The 23,073-nt window shown below is 66.2% G+C and carries 21 protein-coding genes and 1 tRNA gene; 16 read left to right on the top strand and 6 right to left on the bottom strand.

Annotation, left to right across the window (positions count from 1 at the left end):
* Window positions 1–30: 30 nt before the first annotated feature.
* From HLB44_RS25400 to HLB44_RS25410, 3 genes are all read right to left on the bottom strand, one after another.
* On the bottom strand, window positions 31–5,709 hold the full coding sequence (locus HLB44_RS25400) for an Ig-like domain-containing protein (RefSeq protein ID WP_173129218.1): 5,679 nt from the start codon (window positions 5,707–5,709) through the stop codon (window positions 31–33).
* A gap of 33 nt (window positions 5,710–5,742) precedes the next feature.
* Window positions 5,743–6,801: a GNAT family N-acetyltransferase gene (locus HLB44_RS25405; RefSeq protein WP_173129221.1), complete on the bottom strand. Its 1,059-nt coding sequence runs from the start codon at window positions 6,799–6,801 to the stop codon at window positions 5,743–5,745.
* 334 nt (window positions 6,802–7,135) lie between these two features.
* Window positions 7,136–8,215: a hypothetical protein gene (locus HLB44_RS25410; RefSeq protein WP_173129224.1), complete on the bottom strand. Its 1,080-nt coding sequence runs from the start codon at window positions 8,213–8,215 to the stop codon at window positions 7,136–7,138.
* Between the two features lie 211 nt (window positions 8,216–8,426).
* On the opposite strand from HLB44_RS25410, the gene HLB44_RS37975 reads away from it, so the two are divergent.
* The 16 genes from HLB44_RS37975 to HLB44_RS25490 all read left to right on the top strand — a co-directional run bounded on the left by HLB44_RS37975 (window position 8,427) and on the right by HLB44_RS25490 (window position 20,323).
* Window positions 8,427–8,645 (top strand): helix-turn-helix transcriptional regulator, encoded by a 219-nt coding sequence (locus HLB44_RS37975; protein ID WP_173129227.1) that lies wholly within the window; start codon window positions 8,427–8,429, stop codon window positions 8,643–8,645.
* A 294-nt stretch (window positions 8,646–8,939) separates the two neighbouring features.
* Window positions 8,940–11,294: a phage/plasmid primase, P4 family gene (locus tag HLB44_RS25420; protein WP_173129230.1), complete on the top strand. Its 2,355-nt coding sequence runs from the start codon at window positions 8,940–8,942 to the stop codon at window positions 11,292–11,294.
* A 262-nt stretch (window positions 11,295–11,556) separates the two neighbouring features.
* On the top strand, window positions 11,557–12,000 hold the full coding sequence (locus tag HLB44_RS25425) for a hypothetical protein (protein ID WP_173129233.1): 444 nt from the start codon (window positions 11,557–11,559) through the stop codon (window positions 11,998–12,000).
* 2 nt (window positions 12,001–12,002) lie between these two features.
* The gene (locus HLB44_RS25430; protein WP_173129236.1) at window positions 12,003–12,239 is read left to right on the top strand and encodes a hypothetical protein; all 237 of its coding nucleotides are present in this window, start codon (window positions 12,003–12,005) and stop codon (window positions 12,237–12,239) included.
* A gap of 23 nt (window positions 12,240–12,262) precedes the next feature.
* A complete protein-coding gene (locus HLB44_RS38385; protein WP_173129241.1) occupies window positions 12,263–12,529 on the top strand; it encodes a DUF4224 domain-containing protein in 267 nt (88 codons plus the stop codon).
* Window positions 12,530–12,727: 198 nt separating this feature from the next.
* Window positions 12,728–12,955 (top strand): hypothetical protein, encoded by a 228-nt coding sequence (locus HLB44_RS25440; protein WP_173129244.1) that lies wholly within the window; start codon window positions 12,728–12,730, stop codon window positions 12,953–12,955.
* On the top strand, window positions 12,952–13,275 hold the full coding sequence (locus HLB44_RS25445) for a hypothetical protein (RefSeq protein ID WP_173129247.1): 324 nt from the start codon (window positions 12,952–12,954) through the stop codon (window positions 13,273–13,275). The genes HLB44_RS25440 and HLB44_RS25445 overlap by 4 nt, the downstream gene beginning before the upstream one ends.
* A complete protein-coding gene (locus tag HLB44_RS25450) occupies window positions 13,272–13,637 on the top strand; it encodes a hypothetical protein (RefSeq protein WP_173129249.1) in 366 nt (121 codons plus the stop codon). Before HLB44_RS25445 ends, HLB44_RS25450 begins: the two co-directional genes overlap by 4 nt.
* A complete protein-coding gene (locus HLB44_RS25455; protein ID WP_173129252.1) occupies window positions 13,634–14,104 on the top strand; it encodes a hypothetical protein in 471 nt (156 codons plus the stop codon). The genes HLB44_RS25450 and HLB44_RS25455 overlap by 4 nt, the downstream gene beginning before the upstream one ends.
* The gene (locus tag HLB44_RS25460) at window positions 14,101–15,807 is read left to right on the top strand and encodes a phage portal protein (RefSeq protein WP_173129255.1); all 1,707 of its coding nucleotides are present in this window, start codon (window positions 14,101–14,103) and stop codon (window positions 15,805–15,807) included. Before HLB44_RS25455 ends, HLB44_RS25460 begins: the two co-directional genes overlap by 4 nt.
* A complete protein-coding gene (locus HLB44_RS25465) occupies window positions 15,804–15,998 on the top strand; it encodes a hypothetical protein (RefSeq protein WP_173129258.1) in 195 nt (64 codons plus the stop codon). Before HLB44_RS25460 ends, HLB44_RS25465 begins: the two co-directional genes overlap by 4 nt.
* Window positions 15,999–19,136, top strand: a complete 3,138-nt coding sequence (locus tag HLB44_RS25470) for a tape measure protein (RefSeq protein ID WP_173129260.1) — start codon at window positions 15,999–16,001, stop codon at window positions 19,134–19,136.
* Window positions 19,133–19,411: a hypothetical protein gene (locus HLB44_RS25475; RefSeq protein WP_173129262.1), complete on the top strand. Its 279-nt coding sequence runs from the start codon at window positions 19,133–19,135 to the stop codon at window positions 19,409–19,411. The genes HLB44_RS25470 and HLB44_RS25475 overlap by 4 nt, the downstream gene beginning before the upstream one ends.
* A complete protein-coding gene (locus tag HLB44_RS25480) occupies window positions 19,408–19,707 on the top strand; it encodes a hypothetical protein (RefSeq protein WP_173129265.1) in 300 nt (99 codons plus the stop codon). Before HLB44_RS25475 ends, HLB44_RS25480 begins: the two co-directional genes overlap by 4 nt.
* A complete protein-coding gene (locus HLB44_RS25485; RefSeq protein ID WP_173129269.1) occupies window positions 19,704–20,048 on the top strand; it encodes a hypothetical protein in 345 nt (114 codons plus the stop codon). Before HLB44_RS25480 ends, HLB44_RS25485 begins: the two co-directional genes overlap by 4 nt.
* Window positions 20,045–20,323, top strand: coding sequence for a hypothetical protein (locus HLB44_RS25490; RefSeq protein ID WP_173129275.1), 279 nt, complete (start codon window positions 20,045–20,047; stop codon window positions 20,321–20,323). Before HLB44_RS25485 ends, HLB44_RS25490 begins: the two co-directional genes overlap by 4 nt.
* Before the next feature lie 44 nt (window positions 20,324–20,367).
* Here HLB44_RS25490 and HLB44_RS25495 read toward each other — a convergent pair whose 3' ends face one another.
* From HLB44_RS25495 to HLB44_RS25505, 3 genes are all read right to left on the bottom strand, one after another.
* Window positions 20,368–21,552 carry a Swt1 family HEPN domain-containing protein gene (locus tag HLB44_RS25495; protein WP_173129280.1) on the bottom strand — a complete coding sequence of 395 codons (1,185 nt, stop codon included), beginning with the start codon at window positions 21,550–21,552 and terminating at the stop codon, window positions 20,368–20,370.
* A gap of 45 nt (window positions 21,553–21,597) precedes the next feature.
* Entirely contained in the window at window positions 21,598–22,773 is a 1,176-nt protein-coding gene (locus HLB44_RS25500) for a tyrosine-type recombinase/integrase (protein WP_173129283.1), read from the bottom strand.
* Window positions 22,774–22,919: 146 nt separating this feature from the next.
* Window positions 22,920–23,009 (bottom strand) — tRNA-Ser (locus HLB44_RS25505).
* Window positions 23,010–23,073: the final 64 nt, after the last annotated feature.

Here is a 23,073-nt window from a genome sequence, read left to right on the forward strand (position 1 = left end):
GAGGGCGTGAACCCGTCCCCGGATCCGGCGTCACGCGCCGTGGTCGAACCAGGTAGCGGCCTCGCCGGTCGCCTGTCCGACCAGCTCGACCGCGGCCGAGGCGGACCCGCTGCCCGGGGCCAGGTCGACCTCGACGGTGTAGCTGCCGGTCTTTTCGTCGGCCAACGCGATGTCGAGGTAGTGCGTACCGGTGTTGAGCGCCTTGTAGGTGAGCCATCCGTTCGCCTGGCTCAACCAACCCAGATCGGGCGTGAACAGCGTCACGCTGCCGTGGGAGTCGCTGGTCTCCGTGAGCAGGATCTGGATCGTCTGGCCTGCGACGAGGTCGAGCTTGAAGCGATCGACGTCGTTCGCCACCTCGATCGCGCCGCTGACGGCACTGCCGCCGACGGAGAGCGCAGCGAGGTTGGCGCCTCGCGCGTCGTGGTCGTCGGTGGCGGTCGTGAAGTTGTATGCGCTGGAACCCACCAGGCCGGCGAACGCATTGCCGGCGCTGTCACGCAATGTGCCTGCGCCGATCTCCATGTAGAAGTCGCTCGCCGCCGCAAGCTCGATGCCGGTGTGGAGGGTCAAGGTACTCCCGTTGAACCAGACATGGCTGTAGTCGGCGATGTCGTAGCTGGCCACGGCGGCGCCCGAGCTGCTGCGCAGCACGATGCTGCCCGTGCCGGGCAGGATGGCGCCATCGAAGCGGATCACGAAGTCGTCGGTGCGCGAGATCACGCCGCCATCGACGGGATCGAGCTGGGCCACGACCGGGCCCGCGACATCGGCCTTGTCGACGGCGATCGCGTAGCTGCCGATGCCGTTGGCGACGTCGCTGGCGCGCAGGTAGTACGTGCCGCTGGTCGTCGGCGTGTAGCTGAACTGCGGATCGGCCTTCGAGCCGCCGTCGTTGGCGACCAACTGGGCTTTCGTCGGGCTGTAGAGCGCCAGGCGCAGGTCGGGCGCCAGCACCTCGCCGGCGCGCAGCAGCTCGAAGTCGTACTTGACCCCGGCCGTCAGGTCGACCTTGTAGAAGTCCGCGTCGCCGGTGAACTCGAGGTGGCCGAGGCGCGGGCCGGCGTCGACTGTGACGCTGGCCGGCGTCGTCCAGGCGGCCGGAACCGTGTCGGTCGCCGTGCTGGCGCGGACCTGGTAGCGCCCGGTCGCGCCGTTCTCAGTGGCAGCCTCGACGAAGTAGTTGCCGGTCGACGGTGCAATGAACGTGACGTGGGTCGTCCCTGCCGCGAAGCCGAGGCCCTGGTGATTCCCCGCCAACAGCATGCCGGCTTCGTTGTAGACCCCAAGGCGGGTATCGAGCGGGGCGTCGAGCCCGGACAGGTCGATGTGGTACATCCGCCCCGCCGTCAGCGCCACCTTGAAGCGGTCGGCATCGGCCGGCGACTGGATCTCGCCGCGGCTGGCCGCCCCGTTCAAGGCCAGGCGGCCGGTGGTACCGGCGCTCGCCAGGAAGTCGTCGGTGATTGCAACGGCCGCCACCTGGTAGTTGTTATGGGTGCTGTCGTTCGGGTCGTAAGTCCAGTTGCTGGCCTTCAGGTAGTGCGCGCCGCTGGTCGCTGCGGTCACGTGGAGACGGTAGGTCGACGTGCCGCCGATGTATTCGACGAACGTGAACGGATGGATGCCGTTGTCAACCTGCACGCCCAGCTCCGGATGGCCGGCGTCGGCCTGCACGCTGAACGTGTAGCTGCGGCCCGCGACCAGGTCGACGCGGAACAGGTCGCGATCGCTGTAGTCGTCGATGTGGCCGCTGCGCGTGCCGCCGATTGGCAGCACGGCCGCGCCTTCGGGATTGGACGCAAAGTCATCGCCCGGGATCGTGCGCGTGGTGAAGTTGAGCGCATCCGTCGTGGTCAGGCCGGCAAACGCATTGCCCGTCGCGTCGACGAAGGCGCCTGGGGAGATGCCGATGTGATAGGCCGTGCCCGGCGCAAGCTCGAAGCGCGGAACCATGAAGACGAATTCGCCGGAAACAAGGAGCTGCGCCGGGTCGGTGACCGGAATCGTCCGTTGTGCGACGCCATTGGCGTAGAGGACGATGTCGCCCTGGCCCGGGAATACTGGCTCGCTGAACCTCAGCGCTAGGCTCCCCCACTCGAAGTAGCCGGTCGAGTTGTCGGCCGGTTGAGCGCCGACGAGGAAGGGCACGGTGCTGCTGGTGGCCGACAGCTGGTAGGCCCCGAATCCACGGCCTTCATCCATCGCGCCGAGGTAGTAGGTGCCGCTGGTCGTGGGCGTGTAGTGGATCTGCGCGTCGGTGGAAGCCTTCGAGCCGAAGGTGTCGAAGGCGATGCGCTCCTGCTGGCCCGCCGAATTGAGCAGGAGCAACTGCGGATTCAAGTTGCCCGGGCTGGCGGCGTCCTTCGCCAGCGTGAAGGTGTACGTGACGCCCTGCTGCAGTTGCACCGCGAACATGTCGGCGTCGTCGGGCATCTCGATGCGCCCGCGGGTCGCCGCGCTGTCGACCGTGACCACGCCCGCCGTGCTCGTCGCCCACGGGAAGTCGTCTGCCACGGCCAGGGTGTGGAAGTTGTGTGCCGTCGGATCGCTGAGCCCGGCGAACGGCAAGCCGCTCGTGCCGACGAACGCCCCCGCGTCGATGGTGAGGTAGTAGGCCTGGCCGGGCGTCAGGTCGCTGCTCGGGTCGATCGTTACGGTGTTGCCGTTGACCTGGACCTGCGCCGTGTCGCCGGACCAGATCGAGCGCGCGACGCTGCCATCGCCGTTGTGCAGACGGATCCACCCCTGGCCCGCCATCACGGGTTGCGAGAACGTCAGCTGCAGGTTGCTCGACACCGGGACGTCGGTCGCGTCATCGGCGGGCGACACGCTGGTCAGGAGCGGCGTCGCGCCCGCCGTCAGCCGGTAGCCTCCAATGGCGCTGCCCTCATCGGCGGCGCCGAGGTAGTAGGTGCCGGTCGTCGGCGCGGTGTAGCTCAGCCGCGCTGTGCCGTCCTTGGAGCCGCCGCCGTCGTAGTCGATGGCCAGCGTCACGCCCGACGGATCGAGCAGCGTCAGCAGCGGATCGAACCCGCCGGCGCTGCCGTCGCTCTCGAGCTTGAACACATAGCTCTGGCCGGCCTGCAGCTGCACCGCGAACATGTCGCCATCCCCGGCGAACTGGATCCGCCCGGTGCTGGACGTGCCGTCGGTCGCGACCTGGCCCGGGGTGCTGGTCGACCACGGGTAGTCGTCGGCCGGCGCCGCGGTGCTGAAGTTGTAGGCGCTCGTGCCGCCGAGGCCGGCGAAGGCGGCGCCGTCGCTGCCGACGATCGCGCCGGTGTCGATGCCGACGAAGTAGTCGCGGCCGGCGAGCAGGTCGGCCGCCGGGTTGATCGTCACGCTGTTGCCGTTGAACTGCACCTGCGTCGTGTCGCTCGCGGCCATCCAGTGCGAGCCGCTGCCGTCCGCCCGGTAGACCACGATCGCGCCATTGCCGGCCTGGACCGGCTGCGAGAAGGTCAGCGTCAGGTTGGCGTCGACCGGGACGCCGGTCGCGTCATCGGCCGGCGACATGTCGGTCAGCGTCGGCGCCGTCGCCGCCGTCGCGAAGACGCGGTAGCCGCCGGTGGCGGTGTTGGTTTCGTCGGTGGCGCCGAGGTAGTAGGTGCCCGTCGTCGGCGCGGTGTAGGTGATGCGCGCGGCGCCGTTCGTCGAGCCGCCGCTGTCGGTGTCGGTGGCCACGGTCTTGCCCGCCGGATTGAGCAGCGTCAGCAGCGGATCGAGCCCGCCGGCGCTGCCGTCGCTCTCGAGCTTGAAGACGTAGGTCTGGCCCGCCTGCAACGGCACTCGGAACATGTCGCTGTCGCCGGCGACTTCGATCGTGCCGGTGCTCGGCGTGCCGTCGGTCGCCACCTGGCCCGTGGTGCCGGTCGACCAAGGGTAGTCGTCGGCCGGCGGGGGCGAGCCGGCCGTCGTGAAGTTGAAGCGCGTCGGGTCATCGAGTCCGGCGAAGGCTGCGCCGTTGGTGCCGACGATGGCGCCCGGCTGGATGCGGATGTAGTAGCCGCGGCCGGGTTGCAAGTCGCCGGGCGGATCGAGGGTCACGGTGCTGCCGTCGAAGCTGATCTGTGAGCTGTCGCTGGCGGGGATCGAGAGGGCCACGTTACCGTTGGCGTGGACCAGGTCGATCGTGCCCTGGCCCGCGGTCACGGGCTGCGAGAAGGTCAATCGCAGGTTGCTCGACACCGGCACGTCGGCGGCATCGTCGGCCGGCGTGGTGCCGACCAGGATGGGCACCTCGATGCCGGTGGCCGTCAAGCTGTAGCCGCCGCCGGCGAGGCCGGCGCCGTCGGCGGCCACGTAGTAGTCGCCATCGACGGTGGCCGTGTAGGCGATGCTGACGCTGCCCGTGCCGCTGGCGCTCTGGAGGACGGCGCTGGATCCATCGGCATGCGGTGGCCACAGCAGAAGGTGGGGTGACTGCAGGCCATTGCTGTCGCCCGCCAGCGTGAAGGTGTAGCGCGTTCCGGCGCTCAGGCTCACCTTGAACATGTCGGTGTCGTGCGCCCGCTCGATGCTGCCCGTGGCAGCGACGCCGTCGGTCGTCAGCACTGCGCTGGTGTCGAACAGATGGGTATGGTCGTCGGGCCGCGATGCGCCGTGGTCAAGGGCGTCCAACCGATAGGTGCCTGTGCCGCCGGCCTCGTCGGCGGCTCTCAGGTAGTACAGGCCGCTGGTCGCCGGCGTGAAGTTCACGATCTGCGCCGTTCCTGTCTTCGAGCCGCCGCTGTCGAGATCGCTCGCCACGACCTGGCCCGCCGGGTCGACGAGCGACAGCATCGGATCGAGCCCCGTTTCGCCGGCCGAGCGGTCGAGCGCGAAGCTGTAGACGTTGCCGGCCTGCAGCTGCACGGCGAAGTCGTCGGTGTCGCCGAGGACCTCGATGTGTCCCGTCGCGGCGCTGCCGTTCAGGGTGACCTGGCCCGGCGCAATGGCCGGATAGTCGTCGGTCGCCGCCAGCGTCCTGAAGTTGTAGGCCGTCGAGCCGGCGAGGCCGGCGAACGGCACGCCGTCCAGGCTGACGATCGCACCCGCGTCGATGGTCAGGTAGTAGCCGCGGTCCCCCACGAGATTGCCCGTCGGGTTGATGGTCAGCGCGTTGCCGCTGAAGTTGACCTGCGTGTGATCGGAGATCGCAATCGTCCGCTCGACGCTGCCATCTGCGTTGTGCAGCACGACAGCGCCTTGTCCGGCTTGCACCGGCTGGGAGAAGCTCAGCTGCAGGTTGCTCCACACCGGCACGTCCGCGGCATCGTCGGCCGGCAGCAGCCCGGTCAGCACCGGCGCCACCACGGCGGTCGCCGCGAGGCGGTAGGCACCGGTCGCAACGCCTTCGTCCGTCGCGCCCAGGTAGTAGGTGCCCGTGCTGGTCGGCGTGAAGGTCAGCCGCGCGCCGGTGGACTTCGACCCCGCCGAATCCCGATCGGTCGCCAGCGTCTGGCCCGCCGGGTCCAGCAGCGTCAACATCGGATCGAGGCCGCCCACGCCGCCGTCGCTGTCGAGCGCGAAGCGATAGGTCGTTCCCGCCACCAGCAGCACCTGGAACATGTCGCCGTCACCGGCGATTTCGATGCGGCCGGTGCTGGGCACGCCGTCGGTCGCCACGGTTCCGGGCGTTTGCGTGGACCACGGGAAGTCATCGGCTTCGGACGGCATCGGCGTGGTGGAACCGGTCTGGACTTGCGACATGGGTTGGACGCTCATGTTGGGAGTTGGGTGGATGTGGTTGGTGGGCGCTCAGGTCGATGTCCAGCGCCGGCGCATGCGCTGCAGCCGCGCATCGGCGTCGAACTCCGAGCGCAGCAGGCCGTTGACGTGCAGGTCGATGCGCTGGTCCCCGTCGGCCAGGTGGCTGCGCAGCAGGCCTTCACGTGTGAAGCCCAGGTGCAGCGTGTTGGCCTGCGCCACCGGGTTGTCGCCGTAGACGTAGCTGACGAGCTTGTCGAGCTGCAACCGATCGAAGGCGAAAGCAATGGCGCCGATCGAGGCCTTCAAGGCCAGCGCTTCGGCACCGCTGCGGTAATCGGTGTCGGGCACGCCGACCAGCAGCTCGCCGCGCCGGTTCAGGAAGTCGATGTCGACGATCGACACCAGGCCGGCGGCGCGGCCGGCGCGGTCGACGACGATCCAGTCGCGGCGGCGCGTCTCGCGCGGCGGGCGCTGTGCGCGCTCGACGAACTCGCGCACGGCAGGCTCCTCGCCGCGCTGGTAGCGGTGGAAGCGCGGCATGAAGGCCGTGTCGTTGAACGCGGTGCGCACGAAGGGCAGGTCGTCGGACAGCGGCAGGCGCAGCGTCGCGCCGCCGATGGGCTGCGGCTCCCACCAGCGGCTGGCGAGCGCCGCGCGCGCTGCCTGCATCGGTTCGGGCAGGCCGGCGCCGGCGGTCGCGGCGAGTTGCGCGGCGCGGTCCCCGGCATCCGCGGCCTCGGACCAGCGGCCGGCCGCCTGCAGCGCGAGGCACAGCTTCTCGAGCGCCGGATAGGCCTGCGGTGCCCGGCGCACCAGGCCGGCGGCCAGTGTGCACGCTTCTGCGCTCTCGCCGGCATCGATCAGCGCCTGGGCCAGGTTGACGAAGTGCAGCAGGTTGCCCGGCTGCAGCCGGCAGGCATGCCGCCAGTCGGCGACGATGCGCGCGCCGCGCTCGGGCGTGCGCTGCGCGCGTGTCAGCAACAGCGCGTGTGCCGCGTACTCCAATGCAGTGGACGGCTCGCGCTCCCCGAAGTGAGCCTGCAGCCTCGGCCAATCGCCACGCTGCAGCCACGCCTGCAGCTCTCCCTCACGGCTGGCTTGCACCATCGCCGCTCCTCCCCTTCCGGCCGAATCGTTGCGGCCGGTCCCCTGTTCATAGTGGGGCGGAGGCTAGCATGTGGTTACAGCGGAGAAGCCCCCGTGGTTGCGGGGGATCTGGCACTTGATGGGCGTTGCGGCTGAAGTCGTCGAACTGCTCCTTGGATACCGGCTTCAACGGCCGGACTTCAACAAGCTGCACCCACAGCGGGCCAGCTCGTCGTCTCGGCACTGAGTTCGTCGCCCGACGTAGCGAATGCTGTGCAGGCGCGGCAGGCCGGTCTGCTTTGACCGATGGTGCGGAAGTCCGGAAATCGGCGTACGCGCACGCACACAGGTCGCGCTAGTCCGGCAGCGTGATCCTGTCGGCCGAGTCTGACTCGTTGGTGCGAACCCAAAGCAGCGTTACGCCAATGACGGCGAGCGCGGCGTCGCAGCTTGGGTTGAATGCGGCGTGTTTCCAAATGCCGAGCCCACTCAATGGGCCGAATGGCTTGCCGCCTACCACGATCCGTCGTCCCGTGGTGGCCATGTTGTGCACGACGAGTACGCCGCTTTCGCCGATCAACCCGAAGGAGTCGCGGCATCCGATGTCAAGGAGCAAGCGTGCGGGGCCCTCTCGCGGCTCCAACGAGGTCATTTCACCGGATCGGACGTCGCCGAGAATGGCCGAAAGCGTGGAGTACTCGTTGTATCCGACCCACGGGGTGATCGGCCGATCGGCAGACAAGACCGTGCCCCGGATCTGATTCGCCGCGACGACAACGCGACGACCGTCGGCGAGCAACTTGGGAGGTGCCAGGGGCAATTGCGCCTTGGCCTCGATGATCCGGGTATCGGCTTGCGACCGTTGGTCGTACACGAAAACGTCATGTGCGGCGATCACCGCCGGGCGGATGCGCCGCGGGTATGGGGTCGTTCCCTTGGACACCTGCTGGGCGGCCGAGCGCAATCCCCAGTAGAACAGTTGGCCATCGGCGCCAATGGTGGGCAGAAAGGCGGGCAGTGATGTCTTGATCGTCCTTTGCGTGCCAGTGGCGGTGTCGATCAGGACGAGCTCGGAACTCAGGTAGTCGCACGCGCCTTCAGGGCACAGTTGTCGAGAGGTCGCGATCGTGCCCTGGTCCTTCGAATACGTTGCGCTGTCGTACGAGGCTTCAGCCACCTCGTCGCGAATGTAGATTCGCTCCCAGTGGCGCTCCGCAGTGCTGAACTTCCACGGGCGGCAGTACAGGCGATTCCAACACAGCGTCACCAGAAAATGATCCCCTGTGGGTGCCAGTTGAACGAGCCTGGGGATCCATCGAGGTGGGTCCGTCGCCTGGGCTGAGCGGCCAACGGTCAGCGCAGACAGCACAAGGACCAGCTTGATCATCGGCGTGATCACCGAGCCAACGAACGAACTGAGAGGAAGTGCTGCCATGGAGGTCAATGCCCAACGCGGCGTTGGGCCCGCTGGTGGCGGAAGCGGTGTCTTTAGAACCGTCAGGATTGGCGCGGGTTAGCGGGCAGATTCTAACCAGTTCCCCCATCCGTACCCCCATCGCGTGGAGGAGGGTATAGCGAAATAGCGGTGATGGACTGCGCGGCTCGCCCCGCCAACACTGACTCGTCACTTCAGCACGAGACACAGCATGCCGCAACCACTCTACTACCGAGAATCCCAGCTCATTGGCCGGCGAGCCACGCCGACGCGCAGCGCGCGGACGGGTCTACTCCCGTTCAGCAGCGCCACACTTTGGCGCATGGTCAGGGCTGGCAAGTTCCCCAAGCCGGTGAAGCTCGCCGATCGAGTCACTGCATGGCCTGCCTCGGATGTCGACGCGTGGCGGCAGTCGCGCACTGCCGCCTGAAAAGCGAAAGCCCGCTGCGACAACAGCGGGCCCTCTATCGAACCAGAGTCTTGGGGGACTCGTGTCAAATCATACGTACAAACTAGACGCGCCGCAACCGCCGTGCGCCGTCTGCAGCGGCAGCACCGCGCGACGTGGCGGGACCGCTCTTGCCTTCCCACTCCTCGGCCTATTCGTGCGCATATGCCACGTGTGCACCGCACATGGCGAGGCAACCGACGAAGCGGCGGCCCGCATCGTGCGCGTGGCTATGCGTCGCAGCGGCTGGGATGCCGAATTGGGTCCGGGTCGCTGATGTCTACGGCAAACCTCGGGCCGCTGCAGCCGCTCGCCGCGTACCGGCAATTCATCGTCGTGAAGCTGGCCCCGAAGCCGGACGGGAAAACGCTGAAGCTGCCAATCCACTACGAGACGACGCGCGCCGTCGACGCGCACGACCCGCAGAACTGGACCGACTACACAACGGCAGCAGCCGTGGCGGGCGTCCTCGGGGCCGATCATTGCGTCGGGTTCGTGCTGACGAAGGCCGCGAACGTCTGGTGCCTCGATATCGACAACTGCGCGACGCCCTCGGGCTGGTCGCCGCTGGCGAACGAACTGTGGCAGGCGCTGCCGGGAAGCGTGATCGAGGTGTCGCAGTCTGGGCGCGGCTTGCACCTGTGGGGCTTCGGGCCAGTTCCCGAGCACTCGATGAAGAACACCGCACTCTCGTGCGAGATGTACTCGGACAAGCGATTCATTGCGCTTGGTTCGGGCGCTGTCGGCGAGATGGCGTCGAGCTGTCCAGGCATCGCCGCTGTCATCGCGCGCTACTTCCAGCCGCATGCAGTGGCCGGGGTCGACGTGCCGGCCACTGGTCCGCGAGCGGATTGGAGCGGACCAGAGGGCGATGATGAATTGATCGAGCGCGCGATGCGGTCGCAGTCGGCCCGCGCTGCTTTCGGCGGGGGCGTGTCGTTCGCCGACCTGTGGGAGTGCAACGAGGCAGCATTGGCCGCCAAGTGGCCCGGTACCGGCGACGCGTTCGACCGCAGCGCGGCCGACATGGCGCTCTTTCAGCACTTGGCGTACTACACCGGTTGCAATCAGGGGCGCATGCGTGACATCGCCGAGCGCTCGGCGATGCGTAGGGCGAAGTGGGACGATCGAGCCGATTACCTGCCGCGCACCATTGAGCGGGCGTGCTCGCTGCAGCGCGAGGTTTACAACGACGGGCGGCGGGCCGCTGCGCCAGAAGCGGCGGGACCGGAGCCCCAGGCACCGCCGGTTCGCACCACGACCCTAAGCGCCAAAGACCCGTTGAACAGCGCAAGAGCGATCGTCGACAAGGCCTACCAAGGTCCCGGCGGATATCCGGCACTGCGCTACTGGCAGAGCGTGTTCTATCGCTGGGCAGGCGCGGCATGGGAGGACCTCCCCAACGATGATGTCAAGGCCGAGGTTTACCGCTTCATCGATCGGCACGGCTTGACGTTCAAGCCCGATCAATCAAGCGTTGCCAAGGTCGTCGACGCATTGAAAGCCGAAGTGAACTTGACGGCGCAGCACGAACCGCCGTGCTGGATCGATGGCAGCACGGGGCCGACGCCCCTGGAGTTGATTTCAGTCGACAACGGACTACTTCACTTGCCCACGGGTCAACTGCATCCGCCGGACGTTCGACTCTTCACATTCAATGCCGTCCCCTGCAAGTACGATCCGCATGCGCCGCTGCCGTTTCAATGGCATCACTTCTTGCGCAGCATCTGGCCGAACGATCCCGAGGCAATCTCTACGCTTCAAGAGGTATTCGGCTACTTGCTCACGGCTGACACGAGTCAGCAGAAAATCATTCTCATTGTCGGTCCGAAGCGATCCGGCAAAGGAACCATTGCACGCGTACTTACAGAGCTATTGGGGAAGCGAAACGTCTATGGCCTATCGCTGTCGAGCCTGTCCGAGACGTTTGGGCTCCAACCCCTTATCGGCAAGCTCGCTGCGGTAGTGTCTGACGCCCGGATCAGCGGACGGACCGACCAGCAGAGCGTCGCGGAAAACCTTCTGCGGATAAGCGGCGAAGATGCGGTCGGCATCAATCGCAAGAATCTGCCGCACGTGTCTTTGACGCTCAACAGCCGCTTCATCCTGCTTACCAATGAGTTGCCAAGGATTGCCGACTCGTCCGGCGCGCTCGCGTCGCGCTTCGTCGTGCTCACCATGAATGAGTCCTTCTATGGCCGCGAGGATCGCGGGCTGACGGCTCGACTGCTTGGGGAACTACCCGCGATCCTGAACTGGTCCCTTGAGGGCTGGAAGCGCCTCAACGCTCGGGGGCATTTCGCGCCGCCGCGGTCTTCGGAAGAAGCCGCAAGCGACCTGGCGGACCTGGCATCGCCGATGCTGGCTTTCGTGCGCGAGTGCTGCACCTTGGCGCCGCTGGCCGAGGCGCCGCTCGACGCGCTCTACCTGAGGTTCCGCATGTGGGCGGGGGACCAGGGAATGACTGGGATGCTGCCAACCAAGCCGGTATTCGCCCGCGACCTCAAGTCGGCGCTGGCGGGCAAGATCACACGGCACGAGCGCCGCAACACGGCCGGCAAGAAGGAACCGTTCTATCGGGGCCTGTCTGTCCAGGGGTGTCCGGGGGTCCAGAGCATCGCGGCAACATAGCGTCAGTAAATACAGAGAAGAAGAGAGAGGGAAGGGAAGAGCAGTGAGAAAGACCCCCGGACACCCCCAGCCGGCAATCAAAGTAGTGCAAGATGCGCGGCATTCGCTGCCACTACGTTTAAAAGAAATGACACAAACGCGCAGCGCATGGCATCATGTGGCCGTCAGTCGCTAAATAGCGGCCCAGACAAAGACGAAGGCCCGATGCTGCAGCAACAGCCCGGGCCCTCTGACCACTCGCAGCTAAACAGGAGCGTGCGCAATGGCTATCCACGAGTCTACGTCTTGCCCGGTCGATCCGGCATCCCCAGTTTTCTACATCCTGGCCGACGGCATCAAGCGTTTCGCGCCGCGAGCCGACGAACTGTGTTGGCGCGACCTCCCCCCGGAAGAGGGCCGCATCGTCAGCTACGAGCCCTTCACGGAATGCCCAGTGCTCCGGCTCGCAAACGCATCGGCGTCGGCAGCGGGCTATGCGTCCGCCGAGGGCTGGGCCGCGCTGCGTGATGATCCGTTCCGCGCCGTCGGGCTGTTCGCCAGCGCCGAGGCCGCTCTCGGGGCCGCAATCGATCTGTTGGAGGATGCAGACGACGATGGCGAGCATCGCCCCACCGTGCGCGCCCTGCGAGCGCTTGAAGTCGAAGCGCGCCGCGGGCACTGGCGCGCGTGCCTGCGGTACTCACGAAATACCACGAGGACAAATTGATGATGGACGCCGACAAGATCCCTACGCTGGAACGACTCGCTGCTGCAGCCGACGTGCTGTCGTGGCTTGGCAATCGAGCAAGTCTCTTACCCGACGACCAACCCAACGGCGTGACGATGGGGCTGCAATTGACACTCGCCGCTTCCTACCTCGTGGAGTACCAAAGGCACCTCGTCGACGGCATGGAACCTTACGATGCCCTCTTAGCCACGGCACGAGGCGAACTGCGGCTGACCTGAGCCGCGCTTGGGCGGACCGGCAGATGACAGTGGACAGGCGTCGGGAGACGCCCCACGCGTGGGCGCCGCCTGACCTCACGCGCGACGAGATAGCGGAGATATGCCGACCGCTGCAGCAAGGGGCCGCGCAAGTGCGGTTCCTTCGCTCGCTCGGGCTGCGCGTTGAGCGTCGACCGGACGGCTCGCCACTGGTGAACCGTCAGCATTACACCGCGGTCCGCGGCGCCGTCATCCAGCCGGCGATGCTCACCAGTCGGGATGACTGGCAACCGCCGACGCGGCGCAAATAGTTTCCGGGGACCCAGCGAAACGACAGACGCACACGGGGGGGCAAAGACGCCCACCCGTCGGCGAGTTTTGGGCTCGGAAATCTTGAACATGCGTGGGTTCGCAGGGTTCGCTGCGCCGTTTCGGTCGGCTGCGATCGATCCATAGCGAAATCGCGGTGATTAACTTGCGTTCGCTGCGTGCGTACCGTTCGCACCGCAATGCAGCCCGACTCCACCCCCCGCCTCGAACGCTTGAGCAGCTTCGCACGAGAACTCGGCGTGTCCGAGCACGTCGCGAAGCGGCTTCTCACGGACGGGCAGTTGCCGATCCGTTTCGTTGAAGTCGGGGACCACCGCAAGGTCACGTTCGTGCACTCGGCCGACGCGGCCCGGTGGCGCGAGGAATACGACCGGCCGCATCCCGCCCTGATGACGGATCACCAATGAAGAACTTGAACATGCTGCAGGCATGGGCGCGCACTCTTGGGCGCCCGACTTCCCGGCAGCACGAACAGCATCGCTGCGCGGTGTTGCTCGACTGGATCGGCGAGGAGGACGTGCCCACCGAGTCGGCGGCCGAGTTTGCCGAGCGCTTCGAAGAGGTCAAACCGATCCTTGATGCGATTGACCGCGACCGTGCGCGCAAAACGCCGAGGCAAGCCGCCGCAGAGATTCGCGCCGCCCTGGCGAAGCCGAAGACGATCGCGCCCGCCGAGTACGACCCGCAAGCCGTGTGGCTTGCCCTGCGCGCGAGGAGCGCCAAGTGAACGAACGACTCGCACAACTACAAATCCGGCTCGCGTTGCTCAATGCTCAAACTGCGGGGCTGTCGCAAGCTCGGGCAGCGGCCGCCGAGTATCACTCGCGCTTTCGTGCAGCCATCTCACGCCATGGCGCGATGGTGTCTGCCGCCGACTTGCCCGCCCTTGCCGCGCTGCCCGCGAGCGAGCTGCAAGCACAAGGCGTCGACCCCGGCGACTTGAACCGAGCAATCAAAGACGTTCGTTTCTGCGAGGCGATCGAGCGAGAGCACAGGCGCTTGATTGTCGAAGTGGAACCGCTCCGCACGTTGATCGAGCGAATCGAAAAGGAGAGGTCGACCGACGATCAATGGAAGGCCGCATCATGACGACCGACTTCAACACCCTCCGCGCGCGCATCCAGGCGCTGACGGAAGAGCGCAAGCAGCTCGACTTCTACGCGCTGAACACCGCCGAGACGCGCGCCGCAGTCGAGCGCGCTATGACGACGGCCGCCGAGTCCTACCGTGGCGGCAAGCTGCGGCAAGCGGCAGGCGATACGGCAATCAAGGGCGTGTTCCACCTTGATGTGGCCGCATCGGACGTGCTGCCGCTGCTCGCAACGGTGCTTAGCCCGAAGAAGGTAGCCGAGGCACTCACGAGCAACCTTGCCGAAGTCGAGGACGGCCCGAAGGCGTCCGACCGCAGCAAGCGTGTCAAAGAGATCGAGGCCGAACTGCTCGAACTGGGACGCGAGGAAGAGCGCTTCATCCGCGCCGCCGAAGCGAAGGGCCACTACATCCCGCGGCGTGCTGATGCCGACGCGTCGATTGTGCTCGCGGAGACCCTGCAATGAAGGGCCGTTTCCGAGATGCCAAGGCCGTCGCGGACTTCATGGCTCGTTACGACGCGGGTGGCACCGGCCGCCGCGTCAAGTCCTGGCAGCCGCCCAGCAGCGGCCCACGCGACGCACTTCAGCCGGGCTTCGAGCGCCTTCGCAACCGGGGCCGCGACGTAGCGCGGAACGACTGGGCAGGCGAGTCGGGCGTTCAGAAGTGGACGACTACGCTCATCGGCACCGGCATTCAACCGCGATGGGCCGACCCAACCGTGAATGAAGCGTGGGAGCGGCAAGGGCGTACCTGCGACGCAGACGGCGTCAGCGATGTCTACGGGATGCAGGCGCTGGGCGTGCGCTCGTGGATCGGCTCGGGCGAGGTCTTCTTGCGATTGCGCGTCCGCAATGACTCGCTCGTGGCTCGTGGGTTTCTCGCATCGCCGGTGCAGTATCAACTCATCGAGTCGGATTTCTGCCCGATGTTCGACGCGGATCAGTGGGACGGCATGCCGAAGGACCACTACATCCGGCAGGGTATCGAGCTGAACCGGTACGGCCGCCGCGTGGCGTATTGGATGTACCCGGAGCACCCGGGCGATCGGTCGCGCGGCATCTCTCCGGGCAAGCACGACCTCATCCGCATCCGCGCGGAGGAAATCAGCCACGTGTTCGAGCCGCTGCGCCCGGGTCAACTCCGCGGCGTGTCGCCGCTGGCGCCGATTCTGGTCAGGCTGCGCAATGCGGCCGACTTTGAAGACGCAACGCTTGACCGTCAGAAGCTCGGCAATCTCTTTGTCGCGTTCCTGAAGCGAAACATTCCGGCTGGCGCGCACCTCGAATACGATCCGGTCACCGGCTTGCCGGTCTTCTACAACCAGAAGGGCGACCCGCTCGCAGGCCTCGAACCTGGCATGTTCCAAGAGCTGATGCCGGGCGAGGAGATGCAGTTCGCGAACCCGCCTGACCCCGCGGCCTCGTACCCCGATTTCATGCGAGTGACCAATCGAGGAACCGCGGCAGGGCTTGGACTGCCCTACGAGCTGTTCGCCGGTGACATCCAAGACGTCAGCGACCGCACGCTGCGCGTCATCATCAACGAGTTCCGCCGCTACGCCGAGCAGCGCATCTGGACGATCGTCATTCCGAAACTGTGTCAGCCTATGGTCGATTGGTGGGCGATCTACGGCGCGGGCAACATCGCCCATTCGGTTGCGAGCCGCCCGACGTGGCACCCGCAGGGCTGGCCGTACATCCACCCCGTGCAAGACGTGGAGGGCAAGGTCAAGGCGATCGAAGCCGGCCTCACATCGCGATCGGCGGTGATCAGCGAACGCGGCGACGATCCGCGCGGAGTCGCGCGCCAGATCGCGGAAGACGCCGAGCTGTTTCCCGTAGCGCCGCCGACGGTTGCGCCCGCGGTCGCGTCGATGCCCGATGACCTACGGCGCTTCGAAGCCCGCGCCGCCGACCAGCAAATCGCGATGGTCAACATCCTGGCGAACCTCGTTCCGGCCATCACCGGCAAGGCCGATGCCGCGTCGCTGACGCGTGCAATCGACGCTATCAAGGTGACGGCCGAGGCAGCCAAGGCCGCCGCGGAGAAGGCGATCGACGTGAACGTGTTGATGCCCGATCGCAAGCGAGAGACCAACGTCGAGTATGACGCGGCGTCCGGCGAGATCGTCAAGAGCACGACCATCGAAACGTCCCTGCTGCAATGATCGACCCGAACATCATCCCCAACACGTCGACGCAACACCGCGTGCTCGACGAGATCGCCCGCCGCGGGCTGTCACTCGTTCGCCGCCCGGACGAGTCGCTTCGTCTGTCGGGCAACGGCTGCACGATCGTCGTCACCGAACTGTGCCGGCTGACGCTTGAGCACGTGCGACGCGCGAGCGAGGGGCGATAGATGGCAACCGGATCGAAGCGTGACGTTACGCTCGGCGTCGAGGTCGAGACGACCGGTGAACAGGGGCTGCGCGACCTCGCCGGGGAGATGCGCGGCCTATCGACCGCAGCGGCTGCAGCGCAGAAGGCCGAGGCTGCAGCCCGCGCTGATGACAACGCAGCGAAGGCTGCCGTCCGTGAGCGTGCCCTGGAGCTGCGCCGGCTGAAGACCGAGACCGACGCCGCGAGTCGTGCCACGGTCGAGCACCAAGAGGCGGAGCGCGCCGCAACCCGTGCCCTGAACGATGCGCGGGCAGCGGCGAACGGTACTGCTTCGGCGCTCGCAAAGAAGGCCGCCGAGACTCGCCAGGCCGCTGCAGCCACGGAGCAACTGCAGACCGAGATCGACGCCACCACGCGAGCGAGTGTCGCGGGCAACAGCGCGCTATCTGACTCGCTGAAGTCTGTAGGCGGGCAGCTCACGCTGCTTCGCGGCATCGCAACCGCGGCCCTCGGCGGGACGCTGGTCGGCGGACTGGCCCGGGAACTTGCCGAGACTGCCGATGCGGCCGCGAACCTCCAGGCAAGCGTCAAGCTCGCAACCGGCGAGGGCCGAGCGTTCGCCGAGGCGTGGGCCGGCATCGGGCAGATTGCGCAGCGTACCGGCGCGGACCTCGAAGCGACGGGCACGCTGTTCGCGCGCATCTTGCAGGCGGGCAAGGAATTCGGCCTGGCGCAGCGTGACGCGCTCGCGCTGACCGAGGCCATCAATCAAGCCGTCGCGGTGTCGGGCGCATCAGCGCAGGCCAGCCAAGCGGCGATCACGCAACTGATCCAGGGCTTGCAATCGGGCGTCCTGCGAGGCGAGGAGTTCAACAGCGTGATGGAGCAGGCCCCGCGCCTCGCTCGCGCGCTGGCCGATGGGCTCGGCGTCACCACGGGTGAGCTTCGCAAGATGGCCGAGGCAGGCGCGCTGTCCTCGCAGACCGTCATTCAGGCGCTGCAGAGCCAGAGCAACACGCTGAAGCGTGAGTTCGAGTCGCTGCCGCCCACCGTCGGCCGCGCCATCACGCAACTGTCGAATGCCTGGACCATCTATGTCGGCGAGACCTCGCAGGCGACCGGCGCGTCAAAGACCGCGGCCGATGCAATCTCGTTCCTCGCCGCGAACCTCCGCACCGTGGCCGACCTGCTGTATGGAGTCGGCAAGGCCGGAGCGGCATACGTCGCTGTCAAGCTTGCCGCCGCGTTCATCGAGTCCGCAACTGGCGCGCGTGCCGCTGCTGCAGCGACGATCACCGCGACCGCTGCCACGACGGCCCACACCGCGGCGACCGTTGCCAACACCGCAGCGCAAGGGGCGAACGCTGCCGCCAGTGCCGGCGCTGCCGCCAGTGCTGGCCGGTTCGCGTCGATCATCGGATCGTTGAAGCTTGGCGCCCTTGCCCTTGTGGTCACGAACCTGAAGGAAATAGGGACCGCGATCGGCGAAGGCGCGGCCCGGCTCATGGGCTACGGCAAGTCGATCGATGCACTCGACGAGTCGCTGCGACGCGAGGAGGAGACGACTCGGCGCAATGCTGCGGCGAAAGCCGAGCTGACCCAGCGCACCCTACAGGCAAGTGACGCGGCCCTCGGCCTCGGCAAGGAATCCAAGCGGCTGATCGGTGAGTTCGAAGGCGTCGAGCGCAAGGCGGGCAATGTGTCCGAGGCGCTGGAGAAGCTCGCCAAGGAATTGCGGCTCGGCGACATCAGCGGCATTCAGGCTGCCGGCGCTGCGCTAGACGCGCTGGCCGTCCGGGGCAAGATCAGCGCGGACAACGTGCGCGACGCGCTGTCAGCAGCGCTGAAGACCGAGGACTTGCTGCGCTTCGAAGTTCAGGCGCGGGCTGCCTTCGACGGCAGCGAGCAAGGCGCTCGCCGGCTGAAGGCCGCACTCGACGCGATCGCCGACGAGTCCCTGCGCCGTGCTGGCACCAGTGCCGAAGAGCTGGCTACCGGGTTCAGCAAGGCGACGACAAGCATCATCAACGATGTCGACATCGTTGCGAAGACTCTACGCGACCTCGGAGTGACCGGCGAGGATGCCGGCCGCGCGTTGACGGCGGCACTGGACAAGGCGACGGCCGCAGCGAGCACGGAACGCGCCGTGCAGGCTGTTATCGACCGTCTGCAGGCGCTGGGCAAGGAAGGGTTGCTAAGCGGCGAGCGCGTCGCCGCAGGCTTGGAGAAGGCGAAGGCCAAGCTCGACGACTTGAAGCCGGGCATCAACTCACTCGACGAAGCGCTGAAGAACTTCGGACTTCAGACGCAGGCGCAGATACAGCAAACGGCCGACAAGCTCGCCGAGTCCTACCGTGTGATATCCACGTCGGCCGGTGTCTCGCTGCAGCAGCAGATCGAGGCCTACGGCAAGTGGCGCGCAGCCGCCCTTGCTGCGTCGGGAGGTGTCGAGTCCGGGCACCTTGCCGAACAGCGTGTGATCCTGCAGAACCGCGCCGCTGTGGCTGGGCTCGGCGACGACTACGAGCGCCACATCGGCGGGCGAGCGCGACGGGCAATCCGGGAGGTGGCGGGCGAGCTTGCGCAACTGAACGCGCAGGCCGGTTCCCTGTCGTCGTCCTTCGACAAGACCAGCCAAGCGGCGCGCAGTATCGTCGGCGGTGCGACCTACGACAAAGACAACTTTGCGACGGGGCCGGACGGGCAGCGCATCACCGCGGGCTCGCAGCTCGAACCCCCGGACAAGTCGGGCAACTGGACGTTCATCAGCGACGCGTCGGCGTCGGCCGGTCAGCAAACGGTGACGCTGCCTAACGGCCGGCGCACGACGGGCATCGGCGTTGCGCGGGTCGGCTACTGGGTGCGCACGGACGGGCCGGGCGCGTCGTTCGGATTCCGTGCGTTCGAGGGCTCCCAGCAGTTCGGGTTCTTCGGCGGGCCGAACCTCAACGACTTGGGCTCGACCACAACGGCCCCCGCGCCGACCGTGCGCGCTCCCTCGGCCGCTCCGGCGCCGTCGAGCGGCACCCCCGTGACCATCAACGTCAACGGCAAGCCGACAACGATCAACGTAGCCAACGATGACGAGGCGGCCGCGCTGGCGCGACTGGTCGAGCTGCTCTCACAGGGTTTCATGGCTTCAGAGGGGGGCGTATGACCATTGGACTGCACGAATACGGCGGGTTCGCCATAAGCCCCCGGCCGTTCCCTGCGCCCGGCGCTGTGTGCGCCGTGGTCGAGCTGGCCGAGCTTCAGGCCTTGCACGCCCTCGCGCGCCAGATGTTCGAGCACATCGCTGCGATGCCCGACAACCGCCTGGCGGTGCACTTCGCTGATCGCGTTGTGCGGCGCATCGGCGCGCTGCCGCAACACGTTGCTGTTATGCCACCCCGCGCCGACCGGCGCACTTCACCTGAGAACGACCCCCTATGAGCAATGATGCCGCGCAGGAACTGAAACAAGGAGGCGTGGCCCTTGTGGCCGCCTTCGACTCCATAAAGTCATGCCTCGATCGGCTTCGCGCCGCCCTCGAAGCCGTCCATCCGGGCGTACCGGGAACGTACGAGGCGGGAAGACAGACAGCCGAGGCGATATCAACCGGCGCTGATATGAAGCTCATCGTGCTGGAGAGCCGCAAGCAAGCGCTGGCGTTTTTCGAGGGCATGAAGGACGAATTTCAAAGCATCTACCAACAAGCACCTTCCGCGAACTCTGAGGAATCATCATGACCATCACCGCAACCCGTACCGCCGAGATGCACGCAGCGATTGCCGCAGCACGCGTCAACGACCACATGGAGAGCAACCCCAAAACTTACCCCAGCGGCATGACGACGTTCTACGAACTCGGCAAGCAACGGGCCGCCGAGTCGCTGAGTTGGGCGCAGGCAAAGGCGATCGTCGACAAGAGCGACGCTACCCTGGCGGCCGAGCTGATCGGGACCGAGATCGAGCCCGCCGGCGCACTGTGGGAGACCATCGCTCAGGTGAGTGCGTACCGCAGCGGCGTGCTGGAGGTCCACGACGCGCTGCTGGCGACTGCCCGCGGGACCAACCCGCTCCACCTGTGACCATCCGGTCAACGTTTTGCCTCGGCACGCGGGGCTTCTCGCCGCCGGGAGCCGCGGTCTTCACCGTCAACGCCGAGGACATGCTAGCCCTCGCCAAGGCAGTCAACGCGGCGGCCGTGCTCGCTGAGGAAGGCGGTAGTGAGGCGCAAGTCCGCCAAGCGGCGACCGCTGCGAATCGCGCGCTGCTGGCGGCCCGCTGCAGCCAGGGGACGAACCCGCTGGACGCGCTGAAGGCCTTCGCCGAGTCGATCCGGGCCTACGCGCCGCCCCCGTGAACGTCGGTCGATCGCGCAGGACGACGTAGCCTGCAGCAAGTCCTCTAGAACGGAACGTCTTCGTCAGAGATGGATGCTGGCATCCACGGGTACTTTTCGGCCTCGGTAACGTAGTCTGTGCCGTAGTCCCCCATGGCTCCCCAATATTCGACGCTATCAATTTCGCTCAAGTCAGTACCAAGCTTTCGCGTGTCGACAACCCAATACTCGTTTCCGAAAGAAGCGGCCTTCTGAAGGCTCGCCGAGACTTCCTTTGCTTCAATCAATTCACCGCGCGCCAAGTTGTCTTGCTTCACCAGTTCGGTTTCCTGCTCCACTTGCAGCGCCATGTCCTTCAAGGATTGAGATATATCGATCACCTTGGCAGTCAGCGTCGGCTCCGAGAACACGATGTTGATCGATCGCTGCACGATCGGCGCGTCCCCCCTTACCTCAGAGGATGTATGCCCGTCGGAAATGAAGATGCACGCGTCTCGAATCTTCTCGAAATGCTTTACAACTTGAGCCGTGCGCAGCGTCGTCACGCGACTTGTCAGGTAGTCACGATCGCTGTACATGTGGTTCCTGAGAACGGTGCAGCGTTGGGTCACTCGTATGCGAATCCACTTCTCGTCGGGACTTGAGAAGATGTTTGTCGCGAAGTGTGGGTTACCAATCGGCTTTATTTGTTTGTACCATTCTCGATCGGAGTTTGTTGGCACGACATTCCGAATGCCCGATATCCGTCCTAGACAAGCCTGAACCTCTAGCAGCACATGCTTCGTTGTTTGCTTTATCAATTCGACGTCATCTTGGCGAATCGGGCGGAAATGGGCCAGTGAATTTCTGACGGTATTGATTTCTGCAAGCTTGGTTTGAATTACACCCTGCTTTGCTCGGAAGTACGGCGCAAAATGCTTCCAATAGGACTCGTGGAGCATGATTGTCGTAAGGTCGCCGCTGCTTAGAAACAGCATTGGGGACGTCACGACCTCACCGACATACCCGTGATCGTTGGCCTGAGCAATGCGCTTTTTGGTTTCGCTGCGGATTGTTCCGGCCCCGCCAATGCTGGCGCTGTCCCAGTCCTTGCCGAGGCTATCCTTTAGGACGACATACACAAACAAGCGCAGCGCGTTCTCGAATCTGAAGAGAATGTTTAGCGCTTCGTAGTAGTAGAGATGTAGCCAGCTCCCGGGAACCTTTACCATCCCGTCCGTCACCTGAGCCGCCTTCCAATCCATAGCCATCACGCGCCCCTCCGCATCAAGCGGGGAAATATAACCTTGGGGTGGCTACCCGAGGAACTCCGCCCACTCCGCCATCAACGCGCGCCGCTTCTCGAACAGATCGCCGCGCCGATACGCTGCCTCGGTCTGATCGCCGATAGCATGGGCTAGGGCCATTTCGCGGACCTCCGCCGGGGTCGCGGTCCGCTCGGCGCACCAGTCCGAGAACGTGCTGCGCAACCCATGCGGGACGGCCGTCAAGTTCATCCGGCGCATGACCGCCGTCAAGCTCATGTCCGACAACGGCTTGTCAACGTCACGGCCCGGAAAGATCAACTCGACGTCTTTGAGTCGGGGGAGGGCCTTCAACAGCGCGACGGCAGCCGGGGACAGCGGCACGCGGTGCTCACGACCGGACTTCATCACGTCCGCCGGACACGTCCACACGGCCGCCTTGAGGTCGACGTTCCCCCACGTCGCCGCCCGCACCGCGCCGGTCCGGCTGGCCGTCAGAACGGCGAACTCCAGCGCTCGGGCGCTCGTGCCGGCCGTTGCCCGCAGTCGCTTCATGAAGGCGGGCGCGTCGTCGATCGGCAGGGCCTCGAAGTGCGCGCGCTTGTTGACCTTGCCCGGCTTCGGCAGGGCCGCGTCGAGATTGCCGCGCCAGCGCGCCGGGTTGAGGCCTTCCGGCCGTAGCTCGCGCTGCACGGCATAGTTGAGAACCAGCTCGATCCGGCTGCGCAGGCGGACCATCGTCTCGTTCTTCGTCGACCACTCCGGCTCGATCGCCGCCAGGACATCGGCCTTGGTCACGTCGCGCACGTGCTTGGCGCCGAACGTGGGGTAAGCGTACGTCTGCAGCGTGTTCTCCCACTGCTGGGCGTGCTTGGCGTTCTTCCAGCTCGGCCGGTGCGCTTCGATGTAGGCCTCGGCGGTTCGCTGAAAGGTCCACTCGATCGTCTGCCGCGTGGCTCGACGTGACGCCGCGGGGTCGACGCCGGCCTTGATCTGCTGCAGCGTCGACCGAGCGCTCTCGATCGCCTGCGCGAGCGTCACCGTGGGGTAACCCCCGAGCCCCAGCTCGGCCCGGCGCGCGCCGACCATCGTCCGCAGGACCCACGACTTCGTGCCGCTGGGCTTGACGTACAGGCGCAACCCGCTGACGGTGCCGACCGGGTGCAGGCCTGGCACGGCGAGGCGCTTGACCTCCAGGGCTGACAGCGGCTTGGCGAGCTTCGGCATAGTTCCTCCCGTCTCCCCCATCTGTTCCCCCATCGATCGATGAGGTTGACTGACATGAGGCGAAGTGACGTGATTCGAACTATACGGGAGAAGAGGGCTGTTTTTGGGGGATCTGATGCGTCACGAGGACGCCTGCCACCCCTAGGTGGCGGAAGCGGTGAGATTCGAACTCACGGAGGGGATGAACCCTCGCCGGTTTTCAAGACCGGTGCCTTAAACCGCTCGGCCACGCTTCCATCGATCGGCGCTCATCGTAGCGCCGGTTTTGCCTGCACTTCACGGCGTGCGCGGAGCGCACAC

This window comes from Pseudaquabacterium terrae (assembly GCF_013266755.1).
In the GTDB taxonomy this organism is placed as follows: domain Bacteria; phylum Pseudomonadota; class Gammaproteobacteria; order Burkholderiales; family Burkholderiaceae_C; genus Pseudaquabacterium; species Pseudaquabacterium terrae.

Bases quoted from the DNA above. Each gene is read 5' to 3' on its own strand.
- HLB44_RS25400 (WP_173129218.1), bottom strand. From the start codon at position 5,709: ATGAGCGTCCAACCCATGTCGCAAGTCCAGACCGGTTCCACCACGCCG.
- HLB44_RS25405 (WP_173129221.1), bottom strand. From the start codon at position 6,801: ATGGTGCAAGCCAGCCGTGAGGGAGAGCTGCAGGCGTGGCTGCAGCGT.
- HLB44_RS25410 (WP_173129224.1), bottom strand. From the start codon at position 8,215: ATGGCAGCACTTCCTCTCAGTTCGTTCGTTGGCTCGGTGATCACGCCG.
- HLB44_RS37975 (WP_173129227.1), top strand. From the start codon at position 8,427: ATGCCGCAACCACTCTACTACCGAGAATCCCAGCTCATTGGCCGGCGA.
- HLB44_RS25420 (WP_173129230.1), top strand. From the start codon at position 8,940: ATGTCTACGGCAAACCTCGGGCCGCTGCAGCCGCTCGCCGCGTACCGG.
- HLB44_RS25425 (WP_173129233.1), top strand. From the start codon at position 11,557: ATGGCTATCCACGAGTCTACGTCTTGCCCGGTCGATCCGGCATCCCCA.
- HLB44_RS25430 (WP_173129236.1), top strand. From the start codon at position 12,003: ATGGACGCCGACAAGATCCCTACGCTGGAACGACTCGCTGCTGCAGCC.
- HLB44_RS38385 (WP_173129241.1), top strand. From the start codon at position 12,263: ATGACAGTGGACAGGCGTCGGGAGACGCCCCACGCGTGGGCGCCGCCT.
- HLB44_RS25440 (WP_173129244.1), top strand. From the start codon at position 12,728: ATGCAGCCCGACTCCACCCCCCGCCTCGAACGCTTGAGCAGCTTCGCA.
- HLB44_RS25445 (WP_173129247.1), top strand. From the start codon at position 12,952: ATGAAGAACTTGAACATGCTGCAGGCATGGGCGCGCACTCTTGGGCGC.
- HLB44_RS25455 (WP_173129252.1), top strand. From the start codon at position 13,634: ATGACGACCGACTTCAACACCCTCCGCGCGCGCATCCAGGCGCTGACG.
- HLB44_RS25460 (WP_173129255.1), top strand. From the start codon at position 14,101: ATGAAGGGCCGTTTCCGAGATGCCAAGGCCGTCGCGGACTTCATGGCT.
- HLB44_RS25465 (WP_173129258.1), top strand. From the start codon at position 15,804: ATGATCGACCCGAACATCATCCCCAACACGTCGACGCAACACCGCGTG.
- HLB44_RS25470 (WP_173129260.1), top strand. From the start codon at position 15,999: ATGGCAACCGGATCGAAGCGTGACGTTACGCTCGGCGTCGAGGTCGAG.
- HLB44_RS25475 (WP_173129262.1), top strand. From the start codon at position 19,133: ATGACCATTGGACTGCACGAATACGGCGGGTTCGCCATAAGCCCCCGG.
- HLB44_RS25480 (WP_173129265.1), top strand. From the start codon at position 19,408: ATGAGCAATGATGCCGCGCAGGAACTGAAACAAGGAGGCGTGGCCCTT.
- HLB44_RS25485 (WP_173129269.1), top strand. From the start codon at position 19,704: ATGACCATCACCGCAACCCGTACCGCCGAGATGCACGCAGCGATTGCC.
- HLB44_RS25495 (WP_173129280.1), bottom strand. From the start codon at position 21,552: ATGGCTATGGATTGGAAGGCGGCTCAGGTGACGGACGGGATGGTAAAG.
- HLB44_RS25500 (WP_173129283.1), bottom strand. From the start codon at position 22,773: ATGCCGAAGCTCGCCAAGCCGCTGTCAGCCCTGGAGGTCAAGCGCCTC.